The sequence below is a fragment of the Lysobacter soli genome, assembly GCF_003382285.1.
GTDB classification, from domain to species: domain Bacteria; phylum Pseudomonadota; class Gammaproteobacteria; order Xanthomonadales; family Xanthomonadaceae; genus Lysobacter_J; species Lysobacter_J soli.
Genome location: NZ_QTJR01000007.1, coordinates 198,792 through 214,095 on the forward strand (window position 1 = coordinate 198,792; position 15,304 = coordinate 214,095).

Annotated in this window: 10 protein-coding genes; 2 read left to right on the forward strand and 8 right to left on the reverse strand. The window is 67.2% G+C overall.

Going from position 1 to position 15,304, the window contains the following annotated elements; all coding sequences use genetic code 11:
- The 3 genes from DX912_RS12115 to acs form a co-directional block, all read right to left on the reverse strand.
- Nucleotides 1-1,329: a PQQ-dependent sugar dehydrogenase gene (locus DX912_RS12115; protein ID WP_115842770.1), complete on the reverse strand. Its 1,329-nt coding sequence runs from the start codon at nucleotides 1,327-1,329 to the stop codon at nucleotides 1-3.
- A 112-nt stretch (nucleotides 1,330-1,441) separates the two neighbouring features.
- Nucleotides 1,442-2,110, reverse strand: a complete 669-nt coding sequence (locus DX912_RS12120) for a response regulator transcription factor (protein ID WP_115842771.1) — start codon at nucleotides 2,108-2,110, stop codon at nucleotides 1,442-1,444.
- 166 nt (nucleotides 2,111-2,276) lie between these two features.
- Entirely contained in the window at nucleotides 2,277-4,229 is a 1,953-nt protein-coding gene (gene acs / locus DX912_RS12125; protein ID WP_115842772.1) for an acetate--CoA ligase, read from the reverse strand.
- A 220-nt stretch (nucleotides 4,230-4,449) separates the two neighbouring features.
- Here acs and DX912_RS12130 point away from each other — a divergent pair, with 220 nt between their 5' ends.
- Both DX912_RS12130 and DX912_RS12135 read left to right on the forward strand, forming a co-directional pair.
- Nucleotides 4,450-5,919: a DcaP family trimeric outer membrane transporter gene (locus DX912_RS12130; RefSeq protein WP_115842773.1), complete on the forward strand. Its 1,470-nt coding sequence runs from the start codon at nucleotides 4,450-4,452 to the stop codon at nucleotides 5,917-5,919.
- Nucleotides 5,920-5,930: 11 nt separating this feature from the next.
- The gene (locus DX912_RS12135; protein WP_425477944.1) at nucleotides 5,931-7,595 is read left to right on the forward strand and encodes an MFS transporter; all 1,665 of its coding nucleotides are present in this window, start codon (nucleotides 5,931-5,933) and stop codon (nucleotides 7,593-7,595) included.
- 230 nt (nucleotides 7,596-7,825) lie between these two features.
- Here DX912_RS12135 and DX912_RS12140 read toward each other — a convergent pair whose 3' ends face one another.
- From DX912_RS12140 to DX912_RS12160, 5 genes are all read right to left on the reverse strand, one after another.
- The gene (locus tag DX912_RS12140; RefSeq protein WP_115842775.1) at nucleotides 7,826-8,185 is read right to left on the reverse strand and encodes an MmcQ/YjbR family DNA-binding protein; all 360 of its coding nucleotides are present in this window, start codon (nucleotides 8,183-8,185) and stop codon (nucleotides 7,826-7,828) included.
- A gap of 119 nt (nucleotides 8,186-8,304) precedes the next feature.
- The gene (locus DX912_RS12145; protein ID WP_115842776.1) at nucleotides 8,305-11,991 is read right to left on the reverse strand and encodes an indolepyruvate ferredoxin oxidoreductase family protein; all 3,687 of its coding nucleotides are present in this window, start codon (nucleotides 11,989-11,991) and stop codon (nucleotides 8,305-8,307) included.
- 206 nt (nucleotides 11,992-12,197) lie between these two features.
- Nucleotides 12,198-13,331 carry an N-acetylglucosamine-6-phosphate deacetylase gene (gene nagA, locus DX912_RS12150; protein WP_115842777.1) on the reverse strand — a complete coding sequence of 378 codons (1,134 nt, stop codon included), beginning with the start codon at nucleotides 13,329-13,331 and terminating at the stop codon, nucleotides 12,198-12,200.
- A gap of 8 nt (nucleotides 13,332-13,339) precedes the next feature.
- A complete protein-coding gene (locus tag DX912_RS12155) occupies nucleotides 13,340-14,350 on the reverse strand; it encodes an SIS domain-containing protein (protein WP_115842842.1) in 1,011 nt (336 codons plus the stop codon).
- A gap of 49 nt (nucleotides 14,351-14,399) precedes the next feature.
- Nucleotides 14,400-15,143 (reverse strand): GntR family transcriptional regulator, encoded by a 744-nt coding sequence (locus DX912_RS12160; protein WP_115842778.1) that lies wholly within the window; start codon nucleotides 15,141-15,143, stop codon nucleotides 14,400-14,402.
- Between the last annotated feature and the right edge of the window lie 161 nt (nucleotides 15,144-15,304).

Below are 15,304 nucleotides of genomic sequence, written 5' to 3' on the forward strand. Positions count from 1 at the left end.
TCAGGGCGCAGGCGCTGCGGCGCTGACGCGCCACACGGTGTTGCCGACGTCGTCGGCGACCAGCAACGCGCCATCGCGCGCGATGGTGACGCCGACAGGTCGGCCGCGTGCATTGCGGTCGGCGTCGAGGAAGCCGCCGAGCACGTCCACCATCGAACCCGTCGGACGGCCGCCACGGAACGGCACGAACACGACCTTGTAGCCCGACAGCGGCTCGCGGTTCCACGAACCGTGCAGGCCGACGAACGCGCCGTCGGCGTAACCGTCGCCGAGCTTCTGCCCGGTCGCGAACGTCAGCCCGAGCGGCGCGACGTGCGAACCCAGCGCGAAATCCGGCACGCGCGTGGTGGCGACGAGCTCGGGCTTCTGCGGCTTCACGCGCGTGTCGACGTGCTGTCCCCAGTAGCTGTACGGCCAGCCGTAGAACGCGCCGGCGTCCACGCGAGTGAGGTAGTCCGGCACCAGGTCGTTGCCGAGTTCGTCGCGCTCGTTGACGACCGCCCACAGCGAACCGCTGCCCGGTTCCCACGCGATGCCGACGGGGTTGCGCAATCCGCTCGCGAACACGCGTTGCGCGCCGGTCGCCGGATCGATCTCGAGGATGTTGGCGCGATTGACCTCGGCCTCCATGCCGTTGTCGGCGATGTTGCTGTTGGAGCCCACGCCTACGAACAGGCGCTTCCCGTCGGGGGATGCGACCAGGCTCTTCGTCCAGTGATGGTTGAGCTGGTCGCCCGCGCCGGGGAGATCGACGACTTTCTGCGGTGCCGCGCCCGCCTTCAGCTCGCCGGCGACGTAGGGGAATTTCACGATCGAATCGGCGTTCGCGACGAACAGCGTGTCGCCGACCAGCACCATGCCGAAGGGCGAGGTGAGGTTCTGCGCGAACACGCTGCGCACTTCGGCGACGCCATCGCCGTCGGCATCGCGCAGCAGCGTGATGCGGTTGGCGCTGGGCACGCCGGAGCCGGCCTTCTTCATCACCGCGCCCATGATCTTGCCCTTGATGCCCTTGATGCCGCGCTTGCCCGGCGGCGCGTTGCTCTCGGCGACGAGCACGTCGCCGTTGGGCAGCACGTACAGCCAGCGCGGATGATCCAGGCCAGTAGCGAATGCCTTCACCGCGAGCCCGGCGGCCGGCGTGGGCGTATCGACGCCGTTCCAGCCGACGGCAGGTGCAATCTTCAGGACGGGAATGGCGGACGTCTCGGGCGGCACGATCTCGGGCTTCGCGCCGGTGTCCTGTCCCTCGCGCAGTTTCGCCTGGCCGCCGCAGGCGCACAGCGCGACGGCGACTGCGATGACGATCGATCTGGACGCGACATTCACAAGGCCGGCTCCGCTGCGGTATGCAGGCAGCAGTACGCCGGGCGGCGTGGAACAGGCGTGATCGGTGAACCCACCGTTCAGTCCGGTGCGTTCGACGGTCCGTCTGCGGCCGTCAGTCGGCCTCTTCGGGCGGCGGCACGATCGCGCCGGGATCCAGCGCGAGGCGCCCGGCGATGAGCACCGCCTGCGTGCGGTTGCTCGCGCCGAGCTTGCGCAGGATTGCGGTGACGTGCGCCTTCACCGTCGCTTCCGACACGCCGAGTTCGTAGCCGATCTGCTTGTTGAGCAGTCCGGCGCCGAGCATCTGCAACACGCGGAACTGCTGCGGCGTGAGATCGCGCAGGCGTTGCGCGGCATCGTGTTCATCGGCGTGCGCGGCCGGTGCGGACAACGCACTCGAAGGCGCCCAGCGATCACCATCGAGCACGCGCGTGATCGCTTCGCCCAGCGTCGCGGCGTCGGCGGATTTGGGAATGAAGCCGACCGCGCCGTGATCGAGCGCGCGCCGCATCACCGTGGGTTCCTCGCGCGCGGAGACGACGACGATGGGCAGCTGCGGATGCAACGCGCGCAGGTGCACCAGCGCGCTGAAGCCTTGCGCGCCCGGCATGTTGAGGTCGAGCAGCAGCAGGTCGGCGTCGGGCTCGGCTTCCACGAGCGTGTACAGCGCCTCGACGCTGTCGGCCTCGCGCAGCTGCGCGTCCGGCAGCACGCGCGCGACCGCGCCACGCAGGGCTTCGCGGAAGAGCGGGTGGTCGTCGGCGATGAGGAGCGTGGGCATGGGAACTCTGCCTTGCCTTTTGCTCCTCCCCCTGCCTGCAGGGGGAGGTTGGGAGGGGGTTGGCGGCGCGCAAGCGCCGGTAATGCGTTAGTAGCGTGGCGTTGTGGCGCTGTGGACTTCACCCTCCCCAACCCTCCCCTGCGGGAGCAGGGGAGGGAGTGATGCGTCACGGCACGCGCCGCTCGCGCACGAGCGACTCGACCACCGCCGGATCCGCGAGCGTGCTCGTGTCGCCGAGCTGGTCCGGCGCGTTCTCGGCGATCTTGCGCAGGATGCGGCGCATGATCTTGCCCGAACGCGTCTTCGGCAGGCCCGGCGCCCATTGCAGGTGGTCGGGCGTCGCGATCGGCCCGATCTCCTTGCGAACGTGCGCGACGAGTTCCTTGTGCAACTCGTCGGTAGGCGCCTCGCCGGCAATCAGGGTCACGTAGGCATAGATGCCCTGCCCCTTGATGTCGTGCGGGAAGCCGACGACCGCGGCCTCGGCGACCTTCGGATGCGAGACCAGCGCGCTTTCGACTTCCGCCGTGCCGATGCGATGGCCGGAGACGTTGATGACGTCGTCCACGCGGCCGGTGATCCAGTAATAGCCGTCGGCGTCGCGGCGGCAGCCGTCGCCGGTGAAGTACGTGCCCGGATACGTCCGGAAGTACGTGTCGATGAAACGCGCGTGGTCGCCGTACACCGTGCGCATCTGGCCGGGCCAGGAATCGAGCAGCACCAGGTTGCCTTCAGCCTCGCCTTCGAGCCGGCCGCCGTTCGCATCGACCAGCGCCGGCTGGATGCCGAAGAACGGCTTGGTCGCCGACCCGGGCTTGAGGTCGATCGCGCCGGCCAGCGGCGTGATGAGGATGCCGCCTGTTTCGGTCTGCCACCACGTGTCGACGATGGGCGAACGCGAATCGCCGACGACCTCGTAGTACCAGCGCCACGCCTCTGGATTGATCGGTTCGCCGACCGTACCCAGCAATCGCAGCGACGCACGCGAGGTCTTCTTCACCGGTTCGTCGCCATCGCGCATCAACGCGCGGATCGCGGTCGGCGCGGTGTAGAACAGCGTGACCTGGTGCTTGTCGATCACTTCCCAGAAGCGCGACACGGTCGGGTAGTTCGGCACGCCTTCGAACACCAGCGCGGTCGCGCCGTTGGCGAGCGGGCCGTAGACGATGTAGCTGTGCCCGGTGACCCAGCCGACGTCGGCGGTGCACCAGTAGACGTCGTCCTCGCGCAGGTCGAACACGACTTCGTGCGTGTAGCTCGCGTAGACGAGGTAACCGCCGGTCGTGTGCAGCACGCCCTTCGGTTTGCCGGTCGAACCGGAGGTGTAGAGGATGAAGAGCGGATCCTCCGCGTTCATGCGCTCGGGCGCGCATTGCGTCGGCTGTTCGTCGACGACGGCGTCGTACCAGCGGTCGCGCGGCATCTGCATGTCGACCGCCGAACCGGTGTGGCGCACGACGAGCACGGTCTCGACGGTGTTGGTGCCGCCGAGCTTCAGCGCGGCATCGACGTTCGCCTTCAGCGGCACCTTCTTGCCGCCGCGCAGGCCTTCGTCGGCGGTGATGATGAGCTTGCTCTGGCAGTCGGCCACGCGATCGGCGATGGACTGCGGCGCGAAGCCGCCGAAGACCACCGAATGGATCGCGCCAACGCGCGCGCAGGCAAGCATCGCGACCACGGCTTCCGGGATCATCGGCAGGTAGATCGTGACGCGATCGCCCTTGCGCACGCCGAGCGAACGCAGCGCGTTGGCGAGCTTGCACACGCGCGCATGCAGTTCGCGATAGGTGATGCGTTCGGCCGGCTGCGACGGATCGTCGTGCTCGAAGATCAGCGCGGTCTTGTCGCCGCGCTCGTCCAGGTGGCGGTCGAGGCAGTTCACGCTCGCGTTGAGCTCGCCGTCCTCGTACCAGTGGATGCGGAAATCGGCGAGGTCGTAGCTGACGTCCTTGATCTTCGTCGGCTTGGTGAACCAGTCGAGCCGGTCGGCGACCTTGCCCCAGAAACCCGCCGGATCGTTCACCGATTCGGCGTACTGGCGCTCGTAGTCCTCGCGCGTCACGCGCGCGTTCGCGGCGAAGTCCGGATCGATCGGATAGACGGCGGCGGGGTGGTTCATGGCGGGCTCCGGAACGGCTTGGCGGAAGGCGTTCGACCGTCGAGGACGGCCGGAACCGCCAGTGTGCCGCATTAGCTGTCGGGCCTCATCCGAGCCGGTTTAGACGATGGTCGTAGTCGCGTCCGCTTACGACCAATGGGGAATGGTTGTGCAGCGCGATGGCGCCGCAGGCTCGGGAAATGTCGGGCATCCGGTCCGGCGTTTTCCGTGGGAGGGAATCATGTCCGCAAGCATTGCCTCGACGTCGAAGGCCGCGACCGTGCGTCGCCGCCCGCTCGCCGCCGCATTGCTCATCGCGCTCGCGCTGCCGGGGGTAGCCTTCGCGCAGACCGCGAAGGAGAAGGAGCTGGAAGCGCGCGTCGCCCAGCTCGAAGCGATGGTCCAGCAATTGGTGGCTCAACAGCAGCAGCAACAGACCCAGATCAGCGAAGTGAAGACGGCCCAGGCCACGGCGCCTGCCGCGCCCGCTGCGGCCGCGGCGCCCGCCACGGCCACTGCCGGCGCGCCGAAGGTCTCGCCGATCCAGGGCACGACGATCACGCCGACCGCCAATCCGAACTCGAAGTTCTACTACGGTGGCTTCATCAAGCTCGATGCGTCGGTCACTTCGACCAACGACGGCGACATTCCCGACGGCACCGTCGGCCGCCTGTTCTACGTACCCAAGGCGATCCCGGTCGGCCAGGGCCATCTTCGCGAAGGCGGCACCGACACCGACATGGGCGCCAACTTCTCGCGCTTCTGGTTCGGCGTGGACAGCGATACCGACAACGGCGACAAGCTGAAGGCCTACCTGGAGTTCGACCTGTTCGGCGGCGGCAGCACGGCCTTCACCGGCAACGAGATCGCCACCAACACCTACGCGCTCACGCTGCGACAGGCGTACGTGCAGTGGAACAACTGGCTGGCCGGCCAGGCCTGGACGAACTTCCAGGACACCGCGGCGCTGCCGGACACGGTCGACTTCCTCGGCCCGACCGAAGGCACGGTGTTCGTGCGCCAGGCGCAGTTGCGCTACACCAACGGCCCGTGGTCGTTCTCGATGGAGAACCCGGAAACCGTCTACACGCCGTTCAACGGCAACATGGCGCAGATCGCCGGCGACGACGGCCCGATGCCCGACCTCACCGCGCGCTACACGATGAAGGGCGACTGGGGCCACTTCGGCATCGCCGGCCTGGTGCGCCAGCTGAAGTACCAGACCGCGGGCGTCGCGGCGACGCCGACCGCGCCGGCGCGTCCGGCGGTGGAAGACGACACCACCGGTTACGGCATCAGCGTGTCGGGCAAGTTCAACCTCGGCAAGAACGACGACATCCGCTACATGGTCACCGGCGGCAGCGGCATCGGCCGCTACATCGGCCTGGCGTTGAACAACGACGCCGTGCTCGATTCGACGGGCGACCTGGACAACATCGACGTCATCGCCGGCTTCGTCGGCTGGCGCCACGTGTTCAGTCCGAAGCTGCGCACGAACCTGTTCTACTCGCGCGCCGACTACGACCAGAACACGGACTTCACCGGGCTTGGCATCACCAAGGGCGCGCAGTCGGCGCACTTGAACCTGATCTACACGCCGCTTCCGAAGCTCGACCTCGGCGCGGAACTGATATGGGGCCAGCGTGAACTCGAAAACGGCGACCGCGGCGAGCTCAACCGCCTGCAGACGCATGTGAAGTACAACTTCTAAGGGGCCAGATCGTGTCCACCATCACCGCAAATACGAAAGAGGGCACCCTCAGCCAGGGGCACAAGAAGGTCATCTTCGCCTCCAGCCTGGGCACCGTGTTCGAGTGGTACGACTTCTATCTGTACGGATCGCTGGCGGCGATCATCGCCAAGCAGTTCTTCAGCGGATTGAACGAAACCAGCGCCTTCATCTTCGCGCTGCTCGCGTTCGCCGCCGGCTTCGCGGTGCGTCCGTTCGGCGCGATCGTGTTCGGGCGCCTCGGCGACATGATCGGCCGCAAGTACACGTTCCTGGTCACCATCGTGATCATGGGCCTGTCGACGTTCCTGGTCGGCATCCTGCCCAACTACGCGTCGATCGGCTTCGCCGCACCGGCGATCCTGATCATCCTGCGATTGCTGCAGGGCCTGGCGCTGGGTGGTGAGTACGGCGGCGCGGCGACGTACGTGGCCGAACATGCACCGCACGGAAAGCGCGGTCTGTACACCAGCTTCATCCAGACCACCGCGACGATCGGCCTGTTCCTGTCGCTGCTGGTGATCCTGGGCGTGCGCACGTACCTGGGCACCGAAGCGTTCGAGGCGTGGGGCTGGCGCATTCCGTTCCTGCTGTCGATCGTGCTGCTCGGCGTGTCGGTGTGGATCCGCATGCAGCTCAACGAGTCGCCGCTGTTCCAGCAGATGAAGGCCGAGGGCAAGCAGTCCAAGGCGCCGATCACCGAAAGCTTCTTCACGAAGAACGGCAAGATCGTGCTGCTCGCGCTGCTGGGCGCCACCGCCGGCCAGGCCGTCGTCTGGTATGCGGGCCAGTTCTACGCGATGTACTTCCTGACGCAATCGCTGAAGGTCGATGCGACGACGACCTGGCTGCTCATCGCCGCGGCACTGGCGATCGGCACGCCGTTCTTTATCGTGTTCGGCTGGCTCAGCGACAGGATCGGCCGCAAGAAGATCATCATGGCCGGCTGCCTCATCGCGGCGCTCACCTACTTCCCGCTGTTCAAGGCGCTCACGCACTACGCCAACCCGGCCATCACCGAAGCCAGCGCCAACGCGCCGGCCGTTGTGCACGCCGATCCGCGCACGTGTTCGTTCCAGTTCGACCCGGTGGGCAAGAAGGTCTTCACCAACTCGTGCGACATCGCCACCGCCGCGCTGGCCAAGGCGGGCATTCCGTACACGATCCAGGCGGCGCCCGCGGGCAGCCTGGCGCGCGTGACGGTGGGCGACGTCGAAGTGCAGAGCTTCGAAGGCGCGGGGCTGTCGAAGGACGACAGCAAGGCCAAGGGCGAGGCATTCACGGGTGAGTTGAAGAAGGCGCTGACGGCTGGCGGCTATCCCGAGAAGGCCGACCCGGAGCGCATCAACAAGCCGATGGTGCTGTTGATCCTGGTGATCCTGGTGCTCTACGTGACGATGGTCTACGGCCCGATCGCCGCATGGCTGGTCGAGCTGTTCCCCACGCGCATCCGCTACACCTCGATGTCGCTGCCGTACCACATCGGCAACGGCTGGTTCGGCGGCTTCCTGCCGACGATCGCCTTCGCGCTGGTTGCGGCCACGGGCAACATGTACTACGGCCTGTGGTATCCGATCATCATCGCGCTGATGACCTTCGTGATCGGCTCGCTGTTCCTGCGCGAGACGAAGGACGTGGACATCACGCAGTACGACTGATGCAGGTGTGATCTGGTGATGCGACAACGCCGGCCTTGTGCCGGCGTTGTTGTTTTTGGTGATTGCAGCTTGATTATGCTTCGCTTGTTGCTGTCATTCCCGCGAAGGCGGGAATCCATCTTGCAGAAGCATCAACTTCCGGAAGGCGTGATACATCGGACAGTTGGATTCCCGCGTTCGCGGGAATGACAGCAGGAACAACGCGCTGCACTCGCTGAGCACCGCACGCGTCACTCGCCAACCAGTTCCCGCCGCCGCTTCCCGCTCAACGAACCCAGCGCGCGCTCGTACGACCACGTCACCAGTTCACGCAGGTAATCCTCCGGCATGCGGCGTACGTCGACGACCGTCACCCAGTACCAGCGGCCCATCCAGCGCGCTGGCTTGATGCCGGGCTGGTCGGTGAGTTCGACGAAGCGTTCGGGCGTGACCCGGATACTGAAACGCCAGCGCTCCGGCTCGCTCGTCTTGAAGTACGCGAAGGTCTTTCCGCCGACCGAATAGACGAGGATGTTCGACGGTTCGCCATGCAGCACTTCCTTCGCCGCGGGGAAGGAAGCGCAGTAGCGTTTGAGGCGCGCGGTATCCATCCGCGCATTGTCGCGCGTGCTGCTGACAGCGCGTTGTCAGCAGAGCACGCACTCACGAAAAAACCCCGCCGGAGCGGGGTTCTTCACATTCACCGCGATTGCGCGAACGCGCCGGGCGATCAAGCCACCTTCACGATGCGCAACGGGTTGCTCCATTCCTTCAGCAGCTCCGCCTCGCGCTCCTTGGCCTTGTGCAGGTGCGCTTCCTTGACGTGGCCGTAGCCGCGGATGTGCTCCGGAATGCTCGCGATTTCCGCCGCGAGGTCCACGTTCGAACGAGCCAGCTTGCCGAGCAGGCCTTCCACCGTGCGGAAGTAGTCCTCGATCAGCTGGCGCTCCATCCTGCGCTCCTCGGTCTTGCCGAAGATGTCGAACGCACCGCCGCGCAGGAAGCGCAGCTTCGCGAGCCACTTGAACGCGGTGAACACCCACGGGCCGAATTCCTGCTTGATCAGGCGGCCCTGCGCGTCCTTCTTCGCCAGCAGCGGCGGAGCAAGATGGAACTTCAGCTTGTAGTCGCCATCGAACTGCTGCTCCAGGCGGCGCTGGAATTCGCCGCTGGTGTACAGGCGCGCGACTTCGTACTCGTCCTTGTAGGCCATCAGCTTGAACGCATAACGCGCGACGGCTTCGGTCAGGTCGGTCGTGCCAGCGACGTTGCGCTCGGCGGCGTGCACTCGCGCGACGAGGTCGTTGTAGCGCTTGGCGTAGGCCGCGTCCTGGTAGTCGGTGAGGAACTTCACGCGACGCTCGACGATTTCGTCCAGCGAACGCGACAGGCGCTCGTCGTCCAGCGGCATGAAGGCCACGTTGTCGCCGCCATGGGCCGGCACGTGGCGCAGTTCGTCCTCGCGACGCGTCGTGCGCGGTGCCGAGGTGGCGCCCCACTCGTTGCCTTCCCACGCACCCGGCGACAGCATCGGCAGCGCGCCCGGCGTCGCTTCGGCGAGCGTCGGCGCGTTGCGGATCAGGCCCGCCGCTTCCATCACGGCGTTCGGATCGATCACCGCCAGGCGGCCCCACGCAAACGCGGTCTTGTTCATCTCGATGGCCGCGCCATTGAGCTCGATGGCGCGCATCAGCGACTCCATCGACAGCGGCACCAGGCCGTGCTGCCACGCGTAGCCGAGGATGAAGAGGTTCGTCGCGATCGCGTCGCCCATCAGCGCGGTGGCGAGCTGCGTCGCATCGACGACATGCGGATCGTGGCCGCCGAGCGCGACCTTCACCGCCGAGATGATGTCGGCCGCCGGGAACTGCATGTCCGGACGCGTGGTGAACGTGCCGGGCATCGCTTCGTAGCTGTTCAGCACGACGTTCGAGCGGCCCGCGCGCACCTTCGACAGCGCCCAGTAATCGTTGACGACCACCATGTCGCAGCCGAGCACGAGGTCGGCTTCGCCCGCGGCGATGCGCACGGCGTGGATGTCGTCCGGCGTGCGAGCGATGCGGATGTGCGTGGTCACCGCGCCGCCCTTCTGCGCCAGGCCCGTCTGGTCGAGTACCGTCGCGCCCTTGCCTTCCAGGTGGCCGGCCATGCCGAGCAGCGCGCCGATCGTCACCACGCCTGTGCCGCCGACGCCGGTGATGAGGATGTTCCAGGGCTGCGAGAGGTCGCTGGCGATCTTCGGCATCGGAAGATCGGCGAGGCGATCCTTCGCGGATGAGCCCTTCTTCTTGCGCAGGCCGCCGCCTTCCACCGTCACGAAGCTCGGGCAGAAGCCGTTGACGCAGCTGTAGTCCTTGTTGCAGTTGCTCTGGTCGATCTCGCGCTTGCGGCCGAACTCGGTTTCCTTCGGCAGCACCGAGACGCAGAACGACTTCTTGCCGCAGTCGCCGCAGCCTTCGCACACGAGCGAATTGACCATCACGCGCTTCTGCGGATCGACCATCTTGCCGCGCTTGCGGCGACGACGCTTCTCGGTCGCGCAGGTCTGGTCGTAGATGAGGACCGAGGTGCCCTTCGTCTCGCGCAGGCGCTTCTGGATGGCATCGAGTTCCTTGCGGTCATGGAATTCCATGTCGCCGGGGAAGATCTCGCGCTTGCTCCACTTCGCGATGTCGTCGGACACCAGGATGATCGTCTGCACGCCTTCGCTGCGCACCTGGTGCGCGATCTGCGGCACCGACAGCGTGCCGTCGACGGGCTGGCCGCCGGTCATCGCGACGGCGTCGTTGTAGAGGATCTTGTAGGTGATGTTCACGCCGGTGGCGACCGACTGGCGGATCGCCAGCGAACCGGAGTGGAAGTACGTGCCGTCGCCCAGGTTCTGGAACACGTGCGGCGTATCGGTGAACGGCGCCTGCCCCGACCACGTCACGCCTTCGCCGCCCATGTGCGTGAAGGTGTCGGTGCTGCGGTCCATCCACGTGACCATGTAGTGGCAGCCGATGCCGCCCAGCGCGCGCGAACCTTCCGGCACGACGGTCGAGGTGTTGTGCGGGCAGCCCGAGCAGTAGTGCGGCACGCGCGGGAACACGGCGCGCGGCAGGGCGAGTTCGGATTCCTTCTCGGCCATCCACGCCATGACGTTGCGGATGTGCTCGGAATCGTGGAAGCGCTGGATGCGGCGGCCGATGACGCCGGCGATGGTGGCCGGCGTGAGTTCGCCGGTCGAGGGCAGGATCCATTCGCCGTTCTCGTCGTACTTGCCGACGATGGAGGGGCGCTGGCCGCTCCAGTTGTACATGTACTCCTTCATCTGGCGCTCAATGAAGGCGCGCTTTTCCTCGACGACGACGATGTCCTCCAGGCCCTGCGCGAAACGCGTGATGCCCACCGGCTCCAGCGGCCAGGTCATGCCGACCTTGTAGACACGGATGCCGAGGTCGGCGCAGGCCTGCTCGTCCAGGCCGAGGTATTCCAGCGCCTGCAGCACGTCGAGGTAGGACTTGCCGGTGGTCACGATGCCCAGTCGCGCACGCGGCGAATCGATCACGACGCGATCGATGCCGTTGGCGCGCGCGAACGCCTGCGCGGCCTTCACCGCGTACTTGTGCAGGCGCATTTCCTGGTTCATCGGCGGGTCGGGCCAGCGGATGTTGAGCCCGCCTTCCGGCATCTCGAAGTCTTCCGGCAGCACGATGCGCGTGGCCATCGGATCGACGTCGACGGAGGCCGACGATTCCACCGTTTCGGCGATCGTCTTGAAGCCCACCCAGCGGCCCGTGTAACGCGACATCGCCCAGCCGACCAGGCCCATGTCGAGGATGTCCTGCACGCCGGCCGGGTTGAGGATCGGCATCATCGCGCTGACGAATTCGTCTTCCGAGCCGTGCGGCAGCGTCGAGGAACGGCAGGCATGGTCGTCGGCCGCGAGCGCGAGCACGCCGCCGTACTGCGAGGTGCCGGCGGCATTGGCGTGCTTGAACACGTCGCCGGTGCGATCCACGCCCGGGCCCTTGCCGTACCACATGCCGTACACGCCCTGCACTTTCGCGCCGGGGAACAGGTTGGTCTGCTGCGTGCCCCAGACCATCGTCGCGCCGAGGTCCTCGTTGAGGCCCGGAGTGAACTTCACGCCCGCGTTCTCGAGGAACTTGCGCGCGCGCCACAGCTCCAGGTCGAAACCGCCCAGCGGCGAGCCGCGATAGCCGGAGATGAAACCACCGGTGTTGAGGCCCGCGGCTTCGTCGCGCAGGCGCTGCATCAGCGGCAGGCGCACCAGCGCCTGCACGCCGGACAGGTAGATGCGGCCCTTCTCGCGGCTGTACTTGTGCTCCAGCGAGTAGTCGGTGTCGAGCACCGAGTTGGTGAGCGCGGTGTTCGCCGAGGACGGCGAGCTGAGTTCGGCGGTGCTGGTCATGCGTGGCTCCGGCGCGATGGGGGTCGCGGGGGTGGCTGCGGACGCCCGGCATCACGCCTCACGGCACGTGGCCGCGAGGTCGGAATCCCGAGCAAAGACTCGGAATTGTAGCAGTTGGGCACGCTTCGACCGCCCGGCGGGTGCCGGGAAGGGTCCGGAGGTGACGCGGGGCGCCCCGTTCAGGCTTACGCCGCTTCCGCTTTCGCCTATTCCCCGGAGATCCAGGTGCCCTGCACGTCCAGGGCGTCGTCCAGCATGACGAGGTCGGCGCGATAACCCGGGGCGATGCGCCCGAGCTCGCCGCCCAGGCCGATGAACTGCGCCGGGTACTGCGAGGCCATGCGGCAGGCTTCGTCGAGCGGCAGGCCGAGGCGCTGCACGGTGTTCCGCACGGCCGAGGCCATGTCGAGCGCCGAACCCGCCAGCGTGCCGTCGGCCGTGGTGCATTGCCCGTCGCGGCAGATCATCTCCACGCCGTAGAGCGAGAACGCCTCACGCTCTCCGCCGACCGGCGGCATGGCGTCGGTGACCAGCATCATCTTCCCGCGTGGGCGTGCGTTGATCGCCACGCGCAGCGATGCGTCGTGCACGTGGTAGCCGTCGACGATGAGTCCGCACCACGCGTCGGGATTCTCCAGCGCCGCGCCGACCGCGCCGGGCTCGCGCGAATTCATCGGCGTCATCGCGTTGAACAGGTGCGTGATGCCGGTGATGCCGTTGGCGAAGCCGTCGCGCAGTTGTTCGTACGTCGCGGCGGTATGACCGGCGGCGATGATGACGCCGCGTTCGGCCAGCGCGCGCAACGTGGCTGCTTCGAAACGCTCCGGCGCGAGCGTCACGAGCGTCACGCCGTCCTTGCCCAGCGAGGCGACGAGGTCGAGCTCGGCCGCGTCGGGCGTGTGGAACTTCGACGGATCGTGCACGCCCTTGCGCGCGGCGTTGAGGTACGGACCTTCCAGATGCACGCCGAGCACGCCCGGCACGCGCTGCGCGATCGCCTCGCGCGTGGCGTCGATCGCGCGACGCATCACGTCGACGTCGTCGCTGATCAGCGTCGGCAGCATGCCGGTCGTGCCGTACTTGCGATGCGCGGCGGCGATGCGGCGCAGGCCATCGGCCGTGGGCTCGTCGTTGAACAGCACGTCGCCGCCACCGTTCACCTGCGTGTCGATGAAACCGGGCACGAGATAACGTCCGGCGAGGTCGACCACCTGCGCGCCCTTCGGCGGCTCGCCCGGCACGACGGCGACGATGTGGCCGTCCTCGACGAGCACGCTGACGTTCGTCTCGAACCCGTTGTCGGTGAGGATGCGGCCGTTGGTGAAGGCGATGGTGGTCATGGTGATCGTCAAACCGTCTCGGTGACCTTGTTCAGATGCGGTGGCACGTCCGGGTTGTGGCCGCGCGCGACGGCCAGCGCGTTCACCGCCTTGTAGAAACACTGCACGGTGAGCAACGGCGTGCACGCCGGATGCGGCGAGGCCGGCATCGGCAGCACGTCCGGACCCTGCGCGCCGGGCAGCGCGATCCACACTGGCGCGCCGCGCTGGCGGAATTCCTCGGCGACCGACATCGTGCTGCTGCACGTGTCGTCGTCCTGCGCGAAGGCGAGTACCGGGAAGCCCGGCCCCACGATCGCCATCGGCCCGTGCTTCACCTCGGCCGAGGAAAACGCCTCGGCGTGCAGGCCGCAGGTTTCCTTGAACTTCAGCGCCGCTTCCTGCGCCGCGCCGAGGCCGAGGCCGCGACCGACGACGAAGAGGTTGCGTGCGTCCTTCAAACCATCGACGACCGGCGACCAGTCCATCTTCCACGCCTCGCGCAGCGCGGCGGGCAGCGCGTCGACGGCGGCGAGCAGCTTCGCGTCGCCGCTCCAGCGCGCGGCCAGCTGCAACAGCGCGGCCAGCGAGCACAGGTAGCTCTTCGTCGCCGCGACGCTCTTTTCCGGGCCGGCGCGCAGCGGGATCACGGTGTCGGCGATCTGCGCCAGCGGCGAATCCTCGACGTTCACCAGCGCGACGACCAGCGCACCGGCGGCACGCGCGATTTCCGCGTTGCGCACCAGATCCGGGCTCTTGCCCGACTGCGAGATCGCCACGAACAGCGCGCCCTTCAGGTGCGGACGCACCGCGTACACCGAGCCGACCGATGGCGACGCGGACGCGGTCACCAGGCCGAGCGTGGTTTCGAACAGATACTTGCCGTAAGTGGCGGCGTGATCGGAACTGCCGCGCGCGCAGGTGACGATGAACGCGGGTGGCTGCGCCTTCAGGCGCTGCACCAGCGCGTCGATGATCGGCGCGTTGGCTTCGAACTGCCGCGCGACGGCGTCGGCGGTTTCGGCCGCTTCGGCGTGCATCCGCGTGTCGGTGGCTACGAGTGCGCTCTGGTTCGGATCGCTCAAGGGATTACTCGCTCTGGAGTTCGGCGACGAAGTCGTACGCATCGCCGCGGTAGAAGGATCGGGTGTATTCGACGACGCGGCCGTCGTCGAGGAAGGTGCGGCGTTCGATGAACAGGCCGGGGCTGCCTTCGGGCAGGTTCATCAGCCGTGCCTGTTCGGCGTCGAATGCGATCGCGCGCAATCGCTGCAGCGCGCGCGTCGGGCGCAGGCCCATTTTCTGGAAGGTTTCGTACAGCGAATTCTCGACCAGCGACGGATCGGCCAGCACGGTCTGCGGCACCACGGTGCGCTCCAGCGCGAGCGCCATGTCGTCGGCGATGCGCAGGCGGTAATAGCGCACGACCTGCGCGCCCGGCGACAGGTTCAACGCCATCGCCTCGTCCGGCGTGACCTCGCCGACGCCGCGCTCGATGAAGCGCGATTTCGGATCCAGCCCGCGCGCGCGCAGGTCGTCGGTGAAGCTGGTGAGCTTCGAAAACGACTTGACGATGCGTTCGGAGACGAACGTGCCCGAGCCCTGGCGCTGCATCAGCAGGCCGTCGGCGACGAGGCCGGAAATGGCCTTGCGGACCGTCACGCGCGACAGGTCCAGCAGCTTGGTCAGCTCGCGCTCGCTGGGCAGCGCCTGGCCCGGCGTGAGTTCGCCGTTCTCGATGGCGTGCTGGAGCGTCCGGCGCAGGTGCTGATAGGCCGGGGCGCGTCGCGCGTCGGCCTGGCGGCGGAACTCGTTGACCAGATAGTCCTGCATCGGGGGGAGAATACCAGTCAGATACCAGTTCGGGCAAACCGGGACGGGTGGCGATGGCCCGGTATGGCCGCCCCCTCTACGACGAAAGTCGCATCACCCGTCCGAATCCGGGGTCAAGCGCGGGATTTCGCGCTCGCATAACCCCAAGTCGCTGAAATTGT

What these genes read in the sequence shown, in the direction of transcription:
- DX912_RS12160 (WP_115842778.1), bottom strand. Translation starts at nt 15,143, where the DNA reads ATGCAGGACTATCTGGTCAACGAGTTCCGCCGCCAGGCCGACGCGCGA.
- DX912_RS12130 (WP_115842773.1), top strand. Translation starts at nt 4,450, where the DNA reads ATGTCCGCAAGCATTGCCTCGACGTCGAAGGCCGCGACCGTGCGTCGC.
- DX912_RS12140 (WP_115842775.1), bottom strand. Translation starts at nt 8,185, where the DNA reads ATGGATACCGCGCGCCTCAAACGCTACTGCGCTTCCTTCCCCGCGGCG.
- acs (WP_115842772.1), bottom strand. Translation starts at nt 4,229, where the DNA reads ATGAACCACCCCGCCGCCGTCTATCCGATCGATCCGGACTTCGCCGCG.
- nagA (WP_115842777.1), bottom strand. Translation starts at nt 13,331, where the DNA reads ATGACCACCATCGCCTTCACCAACGGCCGCATCCTCACCGACAACGGG.
- DX912_RS12145 (WP_115842776.1), bottom strand. Translation starts at nt 11,991, where the DNA reads ATGACCAGCACCGCCGAACTCAGCTCGCCGTCCTCGGCGAACACCGCG.
- DX912_RS12120 (WP_115842771.1), bottom strand. Translation starts at nt 2,110, where the DNA reads ATGCCCACGCTCCTCATCGCCGACGACCACCCGCTCTTCCGCGAAGCC.
- DX912_RS12155 (WP_115842842.1), bottom strand. Translation starts at nt 14,350, where the DNA reads ATGCACGCCGAAGCGGCCGAAACCGCCGACGCCGTCGCGCGGCAGTTC.